General features: G+C 60.2%; 14 protein-coding genes. 5 read left to right on the forward strand and 9 right to left on the reverse strand.

Going from position 1 to position 15,934, the window contains the following annotated elements; genetic code table 11:
• Positions 1-42 precede the first annotated feature (42 nt).
• From GGD66_RS29880 to GGD66_RS29910, 7 genes are all read right to left on the reverse strand, one after another.
• The gene (locus GGD66_RS29880; protein WP_183259900.1) at positions 43-948 is read right to left on the reverse strand and encodes a VOC family protein; all 906 of its coding nucleotides are present in this window, start codon (positions 946-948) and stop codon (positions 43-45) included.
• Positions 949-965: 17 nt separating this feature from the next.
• Positions 966-1,763, reverse strand: a complete 798-nt coding sequence (locus GGD66_RS29885) for a serine acetyltransferase (RefSeq protein ID WP_183259902.1) — start codon at positions 1,761-1,763, stop codon at positions 966-968.
• Positions 1,764-1,803: 40 nt separating this feature from the next.
• On the reverse strand, positions 1,804-3,105 hold the full coding sequence (gene glyA, locus GGD66_RS29890) for a serine hydroxymethyltransferase (protein WP_183259904.1): 1,302 nt from the start codon (positions 3,103-3,105) through the stop codon (positions 1,804-1,806).
• A 67-nt stretch (positions 3,106-3,172) separates the two neighbouring features.
• Positions 3,173-3,967 carry an amino acid ABC transporter ATP-binding protein gene (locus GGD66_RS29895; protein ID WP_210321710.1) on the reverse strand — a complete coding sequence of 265 codons (795 nt, stop codon included), beginning with the start codon at positions 3,965-3,967 and terminating at the stop codon, positions 3,173-3,175.
• On the reverse strand, positions 3,964-5,097 hold the full coding sequence (locus GGD66_RS29900) for an amino acid ABC transporter permease (RefSeq protein WP_183259907.1): 1,134 nt from the start codon (positions 5,095-5,097) through the stop codon (positions 3,964-3,966). Before GGD66_RS29900 ends, GGD66_RS29895 begins: the two co-directional genes overlap by 4 nt.
• Positions 5,094-6,290: an ABC transporter permease subunit gene (locus GGD66_RS29905; RefSeq protein ID WP_183259909.1), complete on the reverse strand. Its 1,197-nt coding sequence runs from the start codon at positions 6,288-6,290 to the stop codon at positions 5,094-5,096. The genes GGD66_RS29900 and GGD66_RS29905 overlap by 4 nt, the downstream gene beginning before the upstream one ends.
• Positions 6,291-6,346: 56 nt before the next feature.
• Entirely contained in the window at positions 6,347-7,378 is a 1,032-nt protein-coding gene (locus GGD66_RS29910; protein ID WP_183259911.1) for an amino acid ABC transporter substrate-binding protein, read from the reverse strand.
• A 272-nt stretch (positions 7,379-7,650) separates the two neighbouring features.
• On the opposite strand from GGD66_RS29910, the gene GGD66_RS29915 reads away from it, so the two are divergent.
• Entirely contained in the window at positions 7,651-8,562 is a 912-nt protein-coding gene (locus tag GGD66_RS29915; protein WP_183259912.1) for a LysR family transcriptional regulator, read from the forward strand.
• Between the two features lie 571 nt (positions 8,563-9,133).
• Here GGD66_RS29915 and GGD66_RS29920 read toward each other — a convergent pair.
• Together GGD66_RS29920 and GGD66_RS29925 are read right to left on the reverse strand one after the other, a co-directional pair.
• Positions 9,134-9,943: a LuxR family transcriptional regulator gene (locus GGD66_RS29920; protein WP_183259914.1), complete on the reverse strand. Its 810-nt coding sequence runs from the start codon at positions 9,941-9,943 to the stop codon at positions 9,134-9,136.
• 36 nt (positions 9,944-9,979) lie between these two features.
• Positions 9,980-11,713, reverse strand: a complete 1,734-nt coding sequence (locus GGD66_RS29925; RefSeq protein ID WP_183259916.1) for an amidase — start codon at positions 11,711-11,713, stop codon at positions 9,980-9,982.
• 672 nt (positions 11,714-12,385) lie between these two features.
• Here GGD66_RS29925 and GGD66_RS29930 point away from each other — a divergent pair.
• The 4 genes from GGD66_RS29930 (at position 12,386) to GGD66_RS29945 (ending at position 15,906) form a co-directional block, all read left to right on the forward strand.
• Positions 12,386-12,550 (forward strand): hypothetical protein, encoded by a 165-nt coding sequence (locus GGD66_RS29930; protein ID WP_183259919.1) that lies wholly within the window; start codon positions 12,386-12,388, stop codon positions 12,548-12,550.
• 316 nt (positions 12,551-12,866) lie between these two features.
• Positions 12,867-13,748, forward strand: coding sequence for a hypothetical protein (locus GGD66_RS29935; RefSeq protein ID WP_183259921.1), 882 nt, complete (start codon positions 12,867-12,869; stop codon positions 13,746-13,748).
• A gap of 11 nt (positions 13,749-13,759) precedes the next feature.
• On the forward strand, positions 13,760-14,338 hold the full coding sequence (locus GGD66_RS29940; protein WP_183259923.1) for a hypothetical protein: 579 nt from the start codon (positions 13,760-13,762) through the stop codon (positions 14,336-14,338).
• On the forward strand, positions 14,335-15,906 hold the full coding sequence (locus GGD66_RS29945; RefSeq protein ID WP_183259924.1) for an AAA family ATPase: 1,572 nt from the start codon (positions 14,335-14,337) through the stop codon (positions 15,904-15,906). Before GGD66_RS29940 ends, GGD66_RS29945 begins: the two co-directional genes overlap by 4 nt.
• Positions 15,907-15,934: the final 28 nt, after the last annotated feature.

The following is a 15,934-nucleotide window of genomic DNA, read 5'->3' on the forward strand; positions in this document are numbered from 1 at the left end:
TTTGATCCCCAAACTCGTAGACTGCCTCTGACAGGCCTCGTTTCAGGCTTCGCCCGTAGCGGAAGGTACCGCGAAGGTTAGGAAGACGTTGCCGTAGTACTTGGCATCGCTCAGCAAAAGCGATTCTGCTGTCCGAAGGTGAGGAACGCCGGCGGCTTCAACGAAGGGTACGACTCCTTCGACCGAAGGCACGCGGATGTCGATCGCGATATAACAAGGTCCCGGTTGGGCCAGGATCTCCGCGGGAATTGCACCATATCGCCGTTCGGCTTGCTTCGGATCGAGAACAATGAAGCTGCCGTTTCCTGTCTTTGCTCCAAATCCTTCGTCAGACTGAAATAATGCCGCTTCTCCATAGAGACCAGCCAGACGCCGACGTACTCGGTCGTGATCCTGCGCCTCCGCCAAGATTGTGACCTGACTGATTCCGTACGATTTGTTCGGATGCGAGAGCCAGGCCGGTACATAGATCAGATCCGGACGGTGCTGCTGGCACGCGAAGTTCGAGAGTCGCGGCAAGCGGGGATCGTTAAAAATCTTGAGCGTCGTCCGCGTTCGATCCTTTCGACCATCGGGCAACACGACGTCTCTGCCAAATTCGATCGTTCCCTGACAAGAGATCCCCCGCTGCACCACGATCGCCGCGTCACCTTCGGCGTCCTCGCTGTGGAGGGCGCAAAGTGAGATTCCCTCCCGTTCAGCCAGGTGATCGCGTACGACCCTGCCGAAGCGAAAGTCACCGACGGGCTTTTCGTCGATCAGGCTTTCGTCATAGACCCCCATCAATTCGAGCAGACATCCCTCGAACATTGCAACGGCCGTGCTTGTACCCCAGGGATGTCTGGTTACTGGAGTGATCGTGAAGCCCAGCGACTTGTAGCGCCGTACCGCCTCATCGATGTCGCGGACGACGATAAGCGGATGATCAATTCCTAGGAACGAGGTCATTTATGCGCACCCGCTTGCTATACAGTACCGAAACCAGCAAACGATGCCGTAGTGCGCGTCTTCTGCTTTGCCGGCACCCCCGCAACAGTCGTGGCTGGAGGCACTGACGTGACCACCACCGAGCCGGCCGCGACCACCGCTCCCTCCCCGATATCGATATCGCCTAGGATGACTGCATCCGCTCCGACCGTCGAACCACGCCGCAACCTCGGATGGCGCGTTGGTCCCTCGTCCTTGAGGGTGCTGCCCAGCGTCACACCGTGCCAGATGCTCACTCCGTCCTCGATCTTTGCCGTCTCCCCGACGACAAACCCGAGCCCGTGATCGAGCCAGATTCCCGATCCGAATTCCGCCGCGGGGTGAACGTCGGTTCCGAACGTCCGGCCAAAAATCGCTTTCACGGCCAGCGCGATTTCCTTTTTTCCGGCGCGCCACAGCGAATGCGATACCCGATGCGCCATTAGAACGTGGACTCCGCGTGCAAACAGCAGAGTTGCGATCTCTCCGCCGGTCTCGAAATTTCGACTGGTCGCAACCGCTATGTCGATCATCGACGCTAATGGCGTTGACGTGTCGTTACGAAATACTTCCAGGATGGTCGACCGTACAATGGACCGCACACCTGCGTCACCAATCGTCCCAGCAAGCACCGCCGCCATCAGCTCCCAGTCATCCGAGACGCCGGCCAAATCGAGTGCGAGCATCTTCATGACCATCGGTTCTCGGGCTGCCAGTTCCAACGCCGTGGCGAGTAGACGTTGGCCCGAGGGATCGCCGCCTCCCACCGAGGCGCGTTGGTCCGCAAGAGTTGTCAAGTTCCCGTCTCCTGATCCTCTGTCAGCTTTGGCACACCAGTCAGTCCACGAAAGACGGGATCGGATGCGCCGTCGCGAGCTGCCGCAGGCGGTCTGCCCGAGGTTGATCGAATGCGGCATCCGGACCAGCGACGAAGATTGACGCGATCTCACGTCCGAGCTCATGGACATCAGCGGAGCTCATGCCTCGGATCGTCACGCCCGTAGTGCCAAAGCGGAATGACGTAAGCGGAGCCCCCGATCGATCTGGGGCTCGCATGGCATTGCCGAGAACGCCGTACGAACCAAGCACTGCGACTAGCGCAGCTTGCGACCACTTCTCGCCCGAATAGGCCATGACGATGTGGGAATCGGTGCCTCCTGTGTAAAGATCGAGGCCGCCCTGCTCCAAACCAGATGCAAGCGCCTTTGCATTTGCTACAATATTCCGCATGAGTTCCGCAAACGCGGGGCGCGAAACCATCTCCAACTGAGCGGCGCGTGCCGCGATCATATTGGAGGCCGCCGGGCCCTGCAGCCCAGGATAGATAGCGGCATCAATCGCGTCCCCGAACCGCTGCTTGGCGAATACGAAGGCGCCGTTTCGGGGGCCACACAATGTCTTCTGCGTGGAGGTAGTCGACACGTCCGAAATCGGAACGGGATTTGCGTGAAGACCGGCCGCGATGAGTCCTGCGACGTGAGCAATATCGCTGAAAAGAAGTGCGCCCACTTCGTCGGCTATCGCCCGAAGAACCGAGAACTCTATTTCACGGGGATAAGACGAAGGCCCAGCAAGGATCACATGCGGACGGGCTTTTCGCGCGAGATCCCTCGCTTGATCGAAATCTATAGCGCCCGTCGCTGTGACGCCGAATGAAGCGACCTCGCGGGCATGGCGCGTGATGTGGCGCTCCGCTCCATGGCTGACGTGTCCACCGGCCAGTTCATCAAAGGTCAGAAGGCGCCCTCCATCGCGCGGCAGAAGCGCCCTGAGCACCGCAACATTGGCGATTGTAGAGGAAAGCGCCTGCGCGTTGACATATTCTGAACCGAAAATCGATTTGGCTCGGTCGATCGCCAAGTTCTCGATCAGATCGAGGAACTCGCAGTTGGCTACCGAGCGGCGGCCGGGCAACCCCATCGGCGCGCGATTAACGAGGTGAGTGCCTTCGATCTGACGCAGCCCGAGCGGGCAATATGAGACCGACGCGATAAGGTTGAGCGACCGCGCTTCGAGGTCCCGATCCTTCGCAATGAGATCGACCACGTCCGCCCCGACCTGACGAGCATCCGCTGCGAACATCTCCACAAATTTGCCCTCGGATGGCCTGACAGGCATCGCGGCGATCGACTGTTTCATTTCGTGTCCTTCTTCTGTTGGAGCGGCGCCCGTTGTGCTTTGAACAGTCGCTCGCGATCTCCGACGATCAATGCTTCAGTACCCTTGATAAGAAAGTACGCGTCCGTTCGTGAGCCGGGCAGTCGAAGAATTGATCGGGCTTGCCGATCTCGAGAATTCGACCGTGATCGATATAGACGATGCGGTCTGCCACCTCGCGCGCGAAGCCCATCTCGTGCGTCACGATCATCATGGTCATTCCTTCGCGGGCGAGTTCTCTCATGACGTCGAGTACTTCGCCGACCATCTCCGGATCGAGCGCTGAGGTCGGTTCGTCGAACAACATGATGTGAGGCTCCATGGCCAGCGAGCGGGCGATCGCCACACGCTGCTGCTGCCCACCGGACAGTTGCGCTGGAAATTTGTGAGCGTGGTCACGAAGCCCGACGCGCTGAAGAAGACGAAGCCCGCTTTCGTGAGCTTGTTCTCTGCTCTTGCCCCGTACTCTGACCGGTGCGATCGCAACATTGTCCAGCGCGCTCATGTGCGGAAACAGATTGAACTGCTGAAACACCATACCGACACCCTTGCGGATGCTGGCGAGTTCCTTTTCTCCTCCAACCGCCCTGTCCGCCTCCGTCGGCATATCGTAGCCATCGACCCGCAAGCGGCCGCTTTGATACGTCTCAAGACCGTTGACGCAACGTATCAGCGTCGACTTGCCCGAGCCGCTCGCGCCGATAACGACGACGACTTCGCCGCGCGCGACATCGAGATCGACATCCTTGAGCACATGAAAGGCGCCGAACGATTTGTTCAGGTGCGCGATGCTCACGATCGCATCACGCGCGGCGAGAGAGGGCTGTACATGACCTGCGTTCATCGCGATCCTCTTGCGAGACGAGCTTCGATCTGTCGCGACGCGTAGGTGATCGCCGCGCCAATGGCGAGGTAGACAACGAACAGGAATAGATAGATCTCGTTGATCCTCCCGCCGTTCTGAGGATCGGCGAGTATCATTTGTCCTGCGCGCAGGAAATCGGTCAGCCCGATGATGAAGACCAGGGTGGCACCATTGAAAATATCGAGAATTTGCCCGACCAGGGCGGGCACGACCACGCGCAGGGCCTGTGGGAGAACGATGTCGACATTGCGCGACCACACTCCCATTCCGAGCGAGCGCGCGGCTTCGACTTGGCCCTTCGGCACTGCTTGCAAGCCGCTGCGGACGTATTCCGCGACATAAGCCGCAAAGAACAGCGAATAGCCTGCCATTCCCCGCAACAAGCTCGGGACCGTCGTTCCGGGCGCCAACAGCGGAACTATGATCCAAACCCAATAGACCACCAGGATGAGCGGCACCGAGCGCATCGTTTCGATGTAAGCCGTGCAAATGATCCGCAGGCTGGGAATCCGGCTTTGGCGTCCAAATGCGAGAAGAACACCGAAAGGAAGGGAGAGAAGCGAAACCAAAAGCGTCAGGATGACACTGAGCAGCAGGCCACCCCAGACTTCCAGTCCGGGCGGAGAGAGAACGACGAAAATGGACACGATCCCGAACAGCGACCCGGCGATGACGAAGCGCTGTGCTCTCCGATTCACGGCAACGAATTTCCAATTGGCGATGAAGAGAAGCGCGCACGCCACCACGAGTGCCCCCTGGCCAACACCGTAGACTGAGCCGACCACTGCGCCGAGCCAGCAACTTAATAGACCGATCGCCAGGAGCGCTTGCTTGCGCGGAGGAAGGGACAGCCCTAAGCCGGCGCCAAACATGGCGACGATTACGGCCACCGAGAACCACGCCCGCCACAATTGATCTGGAGGATAGATACCGATCATAAGGACGCGCATACTGTCGCCCAAGACGCCCCAGCGTGCTTCGAACAACGACCAACGCGCAAAACCGTAGGCCGCCCATGCCAAGAGTGGGATGATCAGGAGCGAGAGCGCGATATCAAACGGCTTCGCGAAGAGATTGTGGCGCAGCCAGCGCATTGCGACGGCACTCATCTCGACGTCCTCGTAGCATTCACGCGCGCATTGACGGCATTCACGCAAGCACTGATGACCCAACTCAAGATCAGGTATGTCACCATGACAATGATGACCCCTTCCAGGTTGCGCCCGGTCTGGTTTGAGACCGTTCCGTAGACGTTGAAGAGGTCCGGGTAACCTATCGCAATGCCGAGCGAGGTGTCCTTCGTAAGGCTGATATAGCGGTTTCCCAGAGAGGGCAGTACAATCCTAAACACCTGAGGTAGAATGACATCGCGCAACGTAAAGGAGCGCGGCAGGCCCAGCGAGGCAGCCGCCTCCCATTGGCCCTTCGGCAACGAGTCAATGGCGCCACGAACGATCTCGCTTACGTAGGCCGAACTGTTCACCACGATCGCAACCAGAATAGCCGTCACCTCCGGTGAAAGCGCTGTGCCGCCGCTGGCTCCGAAACGGGTGGCTTTCGGGAACTCAAGCGCCAACGGAAACCCGCTCAACACCGCTCCTATCAGGGCGGCTATGGATAGCGCCAAGATGACTTGCGCTCCCTTGCGACGCCGGAAAGGAATGAAGGCGAAGAGTGCAACGCAAGTAGCCGCAAGGAGGCTCCAGGATGACGGATTTGCCGCTTCAGAAGCGATGACCGCGGGAAGGAAGACGCCTGATTGGCTTGCAATCATCACCCCGAACAGATCCGATGCGGCGCTGGCTGGGGGAAAGCGGAGAACCACCGCAAAGTACCAGAACACGATCTGGATCAAGAGCGGCGTGTTGCGGATGCATTCAACCAGTCCAAATGAAAGCTTGCGGACGAGCCAGTTTGTCGACAGACGGCCAATACCGACCAACGTTCCGAATAATGTCGACAGAACGATCGCGGTCAGGGCGACTTTGAGCGTATTCCAGAGGCCGGCGAGCAGTGCCTGCAAGTTGGTATCGGAGGCGTTGAATGGTGCCAGATTCGGAAGATAGCCATCGAAGACGAGCGTTAGCCCTTCACTGAGGCTGATGTTTGCCGTGGTCCAAAGATAGCTGAACGAAAATTCCACGCCCTTCTTGGCCAAAGCCTCGCGAACCGCGACGCCGAACCACACGAGCAACGCGAGCGCAAGGACCACGATCGCGGCTTGCAGAGTCCACCGCGACGTGAGCAGCAGCCGCCGACGCGAAGTGCTGATAACATGCGTACTAGTTATCTCTATCGCCATGCGCATCTCTCTGGATTTGGCGCAGGCCAACGGCCTGCGCGCTCCAAGACGTCAGCTTAGTTCCACGGCGGGGAGTACTCGGCGCCACCCTTGGCCCAGGTTGCGTTCGGAGTGCCCGTACGGTCGATGAAGTAAGGCGTCTTCTGGCCAAGGTTTCGATCATAAATCTCACCGTAGTTTCCCACGGCCTTGATCATGCTGGCGATGAAATCATCTGCCACTCCAAAGTCTTTGCCGAACCCTCCTTTGACACCGAGAAACTTTTGCAGGAAGGGATCTTGGCTCTTCAGTTTCTCTCCGAGATTCTCCGACGTGATTCCCCATTCCTCAGCCTGGAACAGCGCGAATGTGGCCCAGCGCAATACATTGCGCCATTTCGAGTCGTTGGCGACGACGAAGCCTGCAAACGGCGACTTGTCCAGGGTGTCGGGCAAGATCACGTAGTCTGCCGGTTGGGCGGAGTTGCCTCTCCAGGCGGCAAGGGCGGACTTATCCGTGGACATTGCATTGCAACGACCTCCTTCGAGCGCGGCGAATAGCTTCTCAAGATTCTCAAAGGTCAGGACTTTGGTGCTCTTGAAGCCGCGCGCCTTGATCGTGCCGGCGAGCGTGCTCTCGGTGCCCGAACCCTGAGTCGTGCAGATCGTCGCCCCATCAAGCTCCGATACGGATTTGACGCCAGATGACGCCTTCACCATCACACCCGTGCCGTCGTAGAAGTTGATCGGCAGAAAATCGATACCGATGGCGGATTCGCGCACGGGCTTCACGGTGGTATGGGCAAACACGACGTCGACCTGACCGGTTTGCAGCGCGTTGAACCGGCTCTTGTCGGTTACGACAACAAAGTTGACCTTTGAGGCGTCGCCGAGCACGGCAGCGGCCATCGCGCGGCAGAAGTCAACGTCGAGCCCCTCCATCTTGCCGGTCTTTGTGTTGAGATATCCAAATCCCGGGGCGGTATTGTCTGTACCGCAATTCAGCGTGCCGCGCTGCTTCACCGCATCTAAGACGGTAGCTGAAGCTGGATTTGCCGCCAGCGCGCTCGCTGTCAACGCCAATACAAGGAAACAATTTGAAAGTCGCATAGTCATTCTCCTCACTGCCTATTGTCGTACGGCGCTTTGTCACGCTCTTAGCTGCTGATTTGCTTGGCACTGCCAAATGGTCGCTGCCACTTGCGGAGCCTAAGTGCTCCGCCCGGTAAACTCGTCGCCCGACACCAGCCCAGGATGTCTGGCTGGCAGGGCAGTCAGGAAAAAGCTAGGGGCGAACCGATCGTTAGGTCTACTTAATTCGCCTTGACTAATACGTTAGCAAAATTGCAGTGTAGTTTTTGGGCAGGATCGGTGTGCAGACGATGGATTTCGGTCGTTTGAGAGCGCTTCGTGAACTCGCGCTGCGCAAGACAATGGCAGCCGTCGCCGAAGCTTTGTTCATTTCACCGTCAGCCGTCTCGCAGCAAATCACTCAGTTGGAAGCCGAAGCCGGCTTGGCGTTAGTCGAGCGCCGGGGCCGCGGAGTCAATTTAACCCCGGCGGGTCTACGTCTCGTCGAGCACACGAACCGCATCATGGCGGCTCTGGAGGAGGCGAAGACCGATCTCGCTGCCATGAAGCAGGTGGTTGCCGGCGAACTGCGCGTGGCCGCTTTTCCTTCCGTCGCAGCGGTGCTGGTACCGCCAACGATCGCCGCTCTCGCCGATCTGCATCCAGAACTTAGAGTGAGCTTCCACGAGATGGAGCCGACTGACGGCTTGGCAGCTTTGAGAGCATGGCAGACGGATATCGCATTGATAGACGACCTCACGGTACCCCCAAGTCAGCTCGAGGCAAACGTGGAGACCATGCAAATCACCACGGATACGCTTTTCGCGATGCTGCCTGCTGCTCATCCATTGGCGGCAAAGAAGTCCGTGCACCTTTCCGACCTACGACACGATAGCTGGGCCCTGGATACGGCATCAAACGCATATGGCGAGATGATCGTCAGGGAATGCCGCGCGAGAGGTTTCGAACCGAACATCAGGGGATACTGTAACGGATTCGAAGTGGTCCTTGCGTTCGTCGAATCCGGGCGGACGGTCTCGGTACTCCCCGGACTTCGAGTGCACCGAGTCAAGCATTATCGGGGACGAGTTGCTATGCGGCGTGTCTCCCCTGCTCTTCCTCGGAAGATACTGCTTGCGTTTCGAAGAGGCGAACTCCGAAATCCAGCAATCGCCGCCTTCGTCCGTGAGCTTCAAGGAATCGCGAAACGTTTGGAGACATAGCCCTCGAGATGGGTTGCACTGCGCACTTGTCGCAAGCTCACACGTCGCGCAACTGTGCGGCACCCCTAGGCCGTCGGCGGTTTGCCAACCGGCCAGCCATGGCAGCCATAGTTGCTTTGAGATTCGATTACTGCTGCCTCTGGGACACCCACAGCGAGTTTGGCGACATCGTGGATCTATGCCGGATCAAAGCCCGAAACTTGCAGATGTAATTCTCGGCTCCTCTGCTCGAGCGAGGCGTCACCGCGCCAGTTTCGCACCAGAAAAGCCCCAACCAAAGCGCAACGAATGCGATCGATCCAAAAGAAAGGACTGCGAAACCAACCTAGCTGATCGATAGTCTGCCGCTCATAACCGTCTGGTTGGGGGGTTCGAGTCCCTCCGGGCCCATCAAGAAATCAAGCACTTGGCTGCTCCTCAATTCACAGCCTGTTCCCGCCGCACCAGAAATGCGTCGCTTCGTTGTGCCGAGCAGCGTTGCCAGCCTAGTTCGCGTCCAGCCTTCGCCTTTTGGTGCGCTCAGCATGGGCGCACTCCTGCACTTTTTCCGCCGTAGGTTGAACAAGTTGTTTTAGGCGAATGGCATGTCGATGAGCCGAAGCTGGATCGCCTTCGCTATCGCATGCGGCCTGTTCGACGCGTTGAGGTGCGCGATCGCACGCTTCATGTGAGAACGTACCGTCTCGCAGGACAAGCCAAGGATCAGAGCAATGTCATCCGAGGTCTTCCCTTGCGCGGCGAGGGACAGGCACTCCTTCTCACGCGTGCTGAGCCAAGCCTTGGTGTCGGCGGCTTGGTTCCACAACCATCTCCGAAGAGAGGTGTTCTGGAATTGATGACATAAAGCGAAGAGCGCATTGACGACCGTCGGTGAAGAACCGTTTTCGTACTTGGTGGCGCTTTCCGAAATCGCACTGACGAATGCAAATGACCCGTTCGGCATATGCATCGGAACCGTGATGCCGTAGTGCAGGTTCTTGTCGTTCAGGTGGTCCACGCACGCCCGCTCGCCAGCGCTCAGGCGTTCGAGTGCCTGCACGTCGATCCACCTCAGGGGCAAGGTCGTCGTGAAGCAAAACCGGTAGTACGGGTCGCAAAGGTGGCTCCAGTGCCGGTCCCATCGATTTGGAAAGGCTCGCGTCTTCACGATGGGTGATACGAAGCTGCCGTCTTGCGCTCTCGGCGTGCTGGCCATGCCATAGGCGAAGGCGGAAAAACCCAGACCCGACAGGGTTTGATGCAACGCATCCAAAGCGGACTCGAGGTCGCTCGCCCGTTCGAGGTCGGCCGCGAAGCTTTCCATCAGAGCTTCGCGGCCGACGGTGGGAAATGCGTGAGCTGCCGGGAGAGACATCAAGGTCCATCTCTCATCATGGGCCATAATGGTCCTCCTGCGGCCCGCCTGTGTCAAGCCAGGCTAGGCAGCCAGCTTCGGTCGCCGATGCTGCCAGGGGTGCGTCGCGCCTTCGAATGCGGACGCGATGCGGAACACCTTCAAGTCGTCATAGGCTGGACCGACAATCTGCATCCCGGTGGGCACGCTTGTTTCAGCATCGAAACCGGTGGGCACCGACATCACGGGAAGGGTGCCGACCAGGTTGAAGGGATACGTCATGAACCAGCCGATAAACGGGTTCACCGACTTCCCGTTGATGGTGAGCGGCTCTTCGCTGCTGCGCCCTGCGACGATCTTCGTCGTTGCCGTCGTCGGGCAGATCAGTGCGTCGTGGGTCTCGAAGATCTTCGTCATCGACGCGTACATCTTCTGCCGCACGGTATTCAGGTTGTAGAACTTCGTGACGTCGTGCTTCTTGCCCTCTTCGAGGATCTTGATGACGTACGGGTCCACGTCGTTGCGCGACTTGGTCAGAAGACTGCCCGCCAGCGCGTAGAACACGCCCTGCCACCTTGTATTCCATGTCTCTTCGACTTCCTTGGTCCAGCCGATGTCGACTTCATCGACCACGGCGCCGAGCGAACGCAGGACCGACACAGCATTGCGTGTGTTCTTCTCGACCTCGGGATCGACCGCGAAATAGCCGAGGTCCATCGACAGTGCGATCTTCATGCCGGCGATGCCGTCGAAGGCCGGCGGAATGACCATCTTGTCCCGCAGGGACGACATGTCGGCCGGATGCTGGCCGGACGTGACGTTCTGCATCAGAGCGCAATCGCCCACGCTGCGGGCCAGTCCGCCATAGTGGATCAGCCACTCATTCGGGTGCTCGCGGTCGTCGGGGTTGCGTCCCCATGGCGGCTTGTAGCCGAACACGCCGTTCATCGCGGCCGGGATGCGAATGGACCCGCCACCATCCGTGCCGTCCTGCAAGGTCGTGTAGCCGGCAGCCAGGGCCGCGCCGCCTCCGCCTGTCGAGCCGCCGGGGGTATAGGCAGGATTCCACGGGTTATGCGTGACGCCCCAAAGCAAGGACGCCGTCACACCTGAATGCGCGAACTCCGGTGTCGTCGTGCGGCAATGCATGATCGCCCCGGCGGCGAGAAGGCGCTCCACAGTCGGCGCGGATTGGTCCGGAACGAAATCCTTGTAGAGCCGCGAGCCGTAGGTGGTGATCTTTCCCTTGACGGAGTGATAGTCCTTGATGGAGCACGTGATGCCTTCCAGCGGGCGGACCGGTTCACCGCGCGTGTACTTGCCCTCCGCAATCCGTGCCTGATCCAGCGCCTCGTCGAAATAGGTGTACGTCGTTGCCTTGAGCGTCGGCTCCCACACTTCGACCTGTTTGATCTGCGCCCGCAACAGTTCGACCGGCGATAGCGTCTTGGCCTTGAATCTCGCGAGCGCCTCGCCGGCCGTCAGGTAGGCAATGTCGTCGACATCGACCTTTTCGGACGGCGCACCAGTGGCCGCGCGCGACGCTGCCGGCAGGATCGACCCGGCGACGCCTGCGAGGGCGATGCCAAGGAGACGGCGGCGCTCGGGATCCGGCTGGCCTTCAAAACTCTCGTAGGGGGCTTGGCGCATGATGTCTCGTCTCCCTGTTGGTTCAGTCTGGTGAGCGACCGGATTGCTTGCGCCAATTCGACGCCGCGCGATTCCAAGTCGCAATTCCCCGAAAGGGTGAATCGAGATGAGAACGAGACGGAAATAGTGGCTGCGTCGTCGGGAAGCACGCGCTACGCGAGCGGGCATTTTGCGTTCGTGACTCGAACTTGCGCGCCGCTGCTGATCTCTTGACGGAAGGCTCGTGACCCGAGCTCGTACCGGTCTACGGGGAGGAGCACACCATGTCAGCAAACACCGCGCAAGGCAGCACGAGATCAAGATGTGGGCAAGAGCCCGAGCCACGTTTTGTAACTGCCGGTCCCCTCGACCCGTTGCATCCAGCCGATTGCGGTGCTGATCGCGATCCCAAGACTCCTTGGGTGCCTGATTGTGGGACATCCCTCCTTCGATCGCGGCTACGACACTCTTGCGAAGATCCAGAGAGTAAGGCTTGGCCATCCATGCTGGCCTGCAATCCAGGCAGCACGGTGAATCAGAAACATATCGATCTGGAGCGGCGGGTCAGTCAACGATTCGATTGCGCTGGGTCCGTCGGGTGCCGAACGTACGCTACCTTCCGACTTTCCGCGAACTCGGTCGTTTTCGCGCGACACATCTCTGGCAGTTCAAGAGCTCCTACAGGCGGCAATGCCGGATACCGAGACTGCGTTAACCATTTCATCGCGGTAAGGCTGGTATCTCGCCGCTCGCATGAGCATATTTTGGGGAGCTTCTTAGAACATACGAAGCGAAGCGGCTGCCGCCCGGTCTGGAACACCGAACGGCAGCCTAACCACAACCGATTGTAAGGAATCGATCATGGCTAGATTTGACTATATCGCCGATTCGGCGCCACTGCCCCACCCCTCTCTGGCGTTTCAGGTCCGGTCTAATTTGACCGCCATTGGCTGTGTGCCCACCGCCAATCCGGTGACCACGGCAACCGACACGACCACCGCCATCACCCAGCTGTCCAACGGCTAGACCAGATCGCAAGGCCCTTCGTCGTGTGACGCAGATGCGCCACATGGACTGATCGGTTTTCGTCCCACGCTCCGGCCGAGCTTGCAGATGTAGTGCATCTGCTCTCAACGCAGCTGGAAGGCGCAGATCGAAGAGCCGATGATGCCAAACACGCTTCATTGCGGTGATCCGCTGTGAAGGCGTGACGGCTCAAAGGTCCGGTCCGGTTCAAACGACGTTGGCCTCGTGATCTCTCAACCCAGAGAGATATACAATGTCCTTTTTCTTCAACCACACCTCCGTGCAGCCTGCCTGCACTAGCAACATCCATCGCCCGATGGGCGGTATCGCCGGCCTTCGGGAGGTCCACGACGACGTCGGTCGCCTCACCGTCTCGGTCTTCCCGTTCGCGATGGTGAAAGACATCTCGCTCACTCTCGCTGCTGTGCCGGCCTGCTACATCCTTGCGGATCATGCGACGGCCTATATCGGCGAAACCGGCAATGCCGGCCGCAGGCTCGGCGAGCATTCCGGCGATCCGTCGAAGGCGTTCGCCCGTGAAGTCTACGTCATCTCGGGGTACCAGCGCGCCTGGTTCGACAAGACGGCCGCCATCTACTTGCAATTCCGTCTCACGCAGATTGCCGAGCAGGCCGACCTGGTCGACGTCATGAAGGGGACGAACCCGCAAGTGCTGGAGCTCCCCAATCACAAGCGGGCCTCACTCGACCACTTCGTCGAGCACGGCGAGCGGCTCCTGTTCGATGCCGGTTGCCGCGTGCTGCGCAGTAACTTCGCGAGCCAGCGTCGCAAGCCTGAAGCGGCCGAGGCCGATATGGCGATCGAGCCGGAAGACACCGGGCCGATGCAGATCGACGTGACGGGCTTGCCTCCGCTCGGCAGTGAGTTGGAGCTCGCCTACGGCGACCTCTGGGCCCGCGGCTACCCGGTCCGCGACGGTTTCGTGGTGACGGCCGGGTCGGAGGTGCGCAGCCTCGTGAACCCGAGCGTCAACCCGATCCTGCATACTCGCCGGGCCGAACTCGCCGCGGCCGACGCACTGGCCGTCATCCCCGGCATCGAAAACCGGGCGCGCCTCCGCGTGGCCGTCTGCTTTCCCTCGGCGGCCATCGCGGCAAAGGTCGTGACCGGTGCGCATGTCAGCAGCGGCAAGTGGGTCAATTCCCGCTATCCCGAGCCGATCTTGATCGCAGGCTGAGGGATCCAATCATGTCGAACAAAATGGAAATGCCGGCGCGCAAGCGCCGGCATCAGGACCTCGGCGTCCCCGCTGGCGATGCTGCTGATCGGGCCAATATCTCCAGGCCGGCCAACTCCGGGTGGCCTCTCGCCGCTCAGGATCTCACGCCGCTCGCGTGGTGGCGGACCCTACCCTCTAACCTCCTTCGCGATGCTGAGCACCAACTGATCATCGACACGCTCGACACTATCTACGTGATGGACCGTCGCGAGGAGTTTGCTGCGGCCCTCTACGGTGACGCTGCCGCGGCCATCGGCCTGGCGCTCTCGCTTCTGCCCATCCACGAGGTGACGCTTACGGTCGACATTGCCATGACGGCGCTGTTGCGCTGCGCCCTCGCTGGCGACGCGACAGCCACCCTGGTCGTTGCGCATCTCCTTCGCAGTATCGAACTGGACCATCCATTCATAACCAAGTTGTCGACCTCGTGGTGTACGAGCGTCGCCAGCCGTTCTTGCGAGGGCACTAGCCGCGCCCTCCAGAACTCCGACCTCAACGAGAGCGTGGTGCTGGGCTCGGCCAGCTACCGCACGGAGGCCGACGCATGAGCGCCAAGAGCGACGACGGCGACGATCTCGATCTGCCGGCAGCTGAGGACGCGGCCTTGATCGGCGCGGCGGCCGATTCGGCCGATTGGGACGAGCGGCTCAAAGGCCTGCCGCGGCTTCTGCGCTATGGCCTGCTCGCCGTCGACGGAGCCGATCACCTTGAGGAGCGGCTTATCGCGGAAATCAACGAGCTTTGCCCGGGACTGCCCCACAATGTCGCTTGGGCCACCAGCAGGTCGTTGGAGGCCGCAATGGCACTGGCGACTGAACTTGATCGCCGCGCTGCCGCTCAGAATGAGCCTGAGCTCAGAAGTCTTGCCGATAGCGTCCGGCTCGTCAGCTTGCCGACGCCGCGTGATGACGAACATTTCCAGCAGCATCGCAGGGTCGCCAAGGCGCTGGTCAAAGCCTTTCAGGTGAATTCGCTGCGGCTCGAACAGAAGGTTCGCTGCGATCTCGAACGGTTCACCTATGGCTGGGCCGCGCTGCCGGCCTGCACGCATTTTCTGCCGAGAAAGTTTTCTGCTGCGATGAACGCTTCCGTGGTAGGGCACCGCATGGCCGAGCACCGCACCACCGCCGCCAAGGCCGCGTTACGGCTCCAACTCAAGGAGGAGGAAGACCGCCGGAAAAAGCGGGAAGCCGAGGACCGGACCGAAACTGTCAAGCAAGAAGCCGTCCCGGACTCTGAACTCATACCCGACCATCATCTCGTCGTCGCGCGTCTGTCCGAGGCCGAGATGAAGAACGTCAAACTCAAAGAAATCCTGGGCCCGCTGAAGAATGTCATTAACACTGCTTTGCCGCTCGTTGAGGTGCCGCCGCTCCACGAGGCGCGCAGCGTTCTGCAGTTCGAGTTCCCGTACGCCATCGACGTCATCGATTTCGTGCTTGCTGATCTTGTTGGGCGCACCACGGTCCGTTTGCGCCCGCTCCTGATTGTCGGCGAGCCCGGCGGCGGCAAGAGCCGGTTTGCCCGGCGCCTTGGCGAGGTGTTGGGCATCAGCGTTTGGCGCACCGACGGCAGCCGCTCGGATGGCGCCGTCTTTGGAGGTACGGATCGCCGCTGGTACTCGGCCGAGCCGTGTCACGCCTTCCTCGCCATCGCGCAAGGGCGCGTCGCCAATCCACTTGTGCTGATCGATGAGATCGAGAAGGCGGCGACCAGGTCGGACCATGGTCGGCTCTGGGACACGCTTCTGCGCTTTCTGGAGCCGGAAACGAGCGCCCGCTACCCCGACCCCGCGCTGCAGACCAATCTTGATCTGTCGCAGGTGTCGTACATCGCCACCGCCAACCGTCTCGATCCACTGCCAAGTCCAATCAGGGACCGTTTCCGCATCGTGACCTTTCCCAAGCCGACCGCAAATGACCTCGACGCGCTGCTGCCGGCCGTGATCGTTGATCTCGCCAAGGAGCGCGGCCTCGACCAGAGCTGGGTGACGCCGCTCGATGGCGATGAGCGTGAGGCCGTGGCGAAGCACTGGCCCGGCGGCTCGGTGCGCCGTCTGCGCCGCATTGTCGAGGCTGTCCTGCGCGAACGCGACCTCCGCGCATCGAGGAACTGATCATGGCGGCACAGGACGACGGAAAGAC

The organism is Bradyrhizobium sp. CIR48 (genome assembly GCF_014198315.1).
In the GTDB taxonomy this organism is placed as follows: Bacteria; Pseudomonadota; Alphaproteobacteria; order Rhizobiales; family Xanthobacteraceae; genus Bradyrhizobium.

Bases quoted from the DNA above. Each gene is read 5' to 3' on its own strand.
- GGD66_RS29900 (WP_183259907.1), bottom strand. From the start codon at position 5,097: ATGAGTGCCGTCGCAATGCGCTGGCTGCGCCACAATCTCTTCGCGAAG.
- GGD66_RS29920 (WP_183259914.1), bottom strand. From the start codon at position 9,943: ATGGCCCATGATGAGAGATGGACCTTGATGTCTCTCCCGGCAGCTCAC.
- GGD66_RS29925 (WP_183259916.1), bottom strand. From the start codon at position 11,713: ATGCCCGCTCGCGTAGCGCGTGCTTCCCGACGACGCAGCCACTATTTC.
- GGD66_RS29880 (WP_183259900.1), bottom strand. From the start codon at position 948: ATGACCTCGTTCCTAGGAATTGATCATCCGCTTATCGTCGTCCGCGAC.
- GGD66_RS29915 (WP_183259912.1), top strand. From the start codon at position 7,651: ATGGATTTCGGTCGTTTGAGAGCGCTTCGTGAACTCGCGCTGCGCAAG.
- GGD66_RS29930 (WP_183259919.1), top strand. From the start codon at position 12,386: ATGGCTAGATTTGACTATATCGCCGATTCGGCGCCACTGCCCCACCCC.
- GGD66_RS29910 (WP_183259911.1), bottom strand. From the start codon at position 7,378: ATGCGACTTTCAAATTGTTTCCTTGTATTGGCGTTGACAGCGAGCGCG.
- GGD66_RS29945 (WP_183259924.1), top strand. From the start codon at position 14,335: ATGAGCGCCAAGAGCGACGACGGCGACGATCTCGATCTGCCGGCAGCT.
- GGD66_RS29895 (WP_210321710.1), bottom strand. From the start codon at position 3,967: ATGAACGCAGGTCATGTACAGCCCTCTCTCGCCGCGCGTGATGCGATC.
- glyA (WP_183259904.1), bottom strand. From the start codon at position 3,105: ATGAAACAGTCGATCGCCGCGATGCCTGTCAGGCCATCCGAGGGCAAA.
- GGD66_RS29940 (WP_183259923.1), top strand. From the start codon at position 13,760: ATGTCGAACAAAATGGAAATGCCGGCGCGCAAGCGCCGGCATCAGGAC.
- GGD66_RS29935 (WP_183259921.1), top strand. From the start codon at position 12,867: ATGGGCGGTATCGCCGGCCTTCGGGAGGTCCACGACGACGTCGGTCGC.
- GGD66_RS29905 (WP_183259909.1), bottom strand. From the start codon at position 6,290: ATGGCGATAGAGATAACTAGTACGCATGTTATCAGCACTTCGCGTCGG.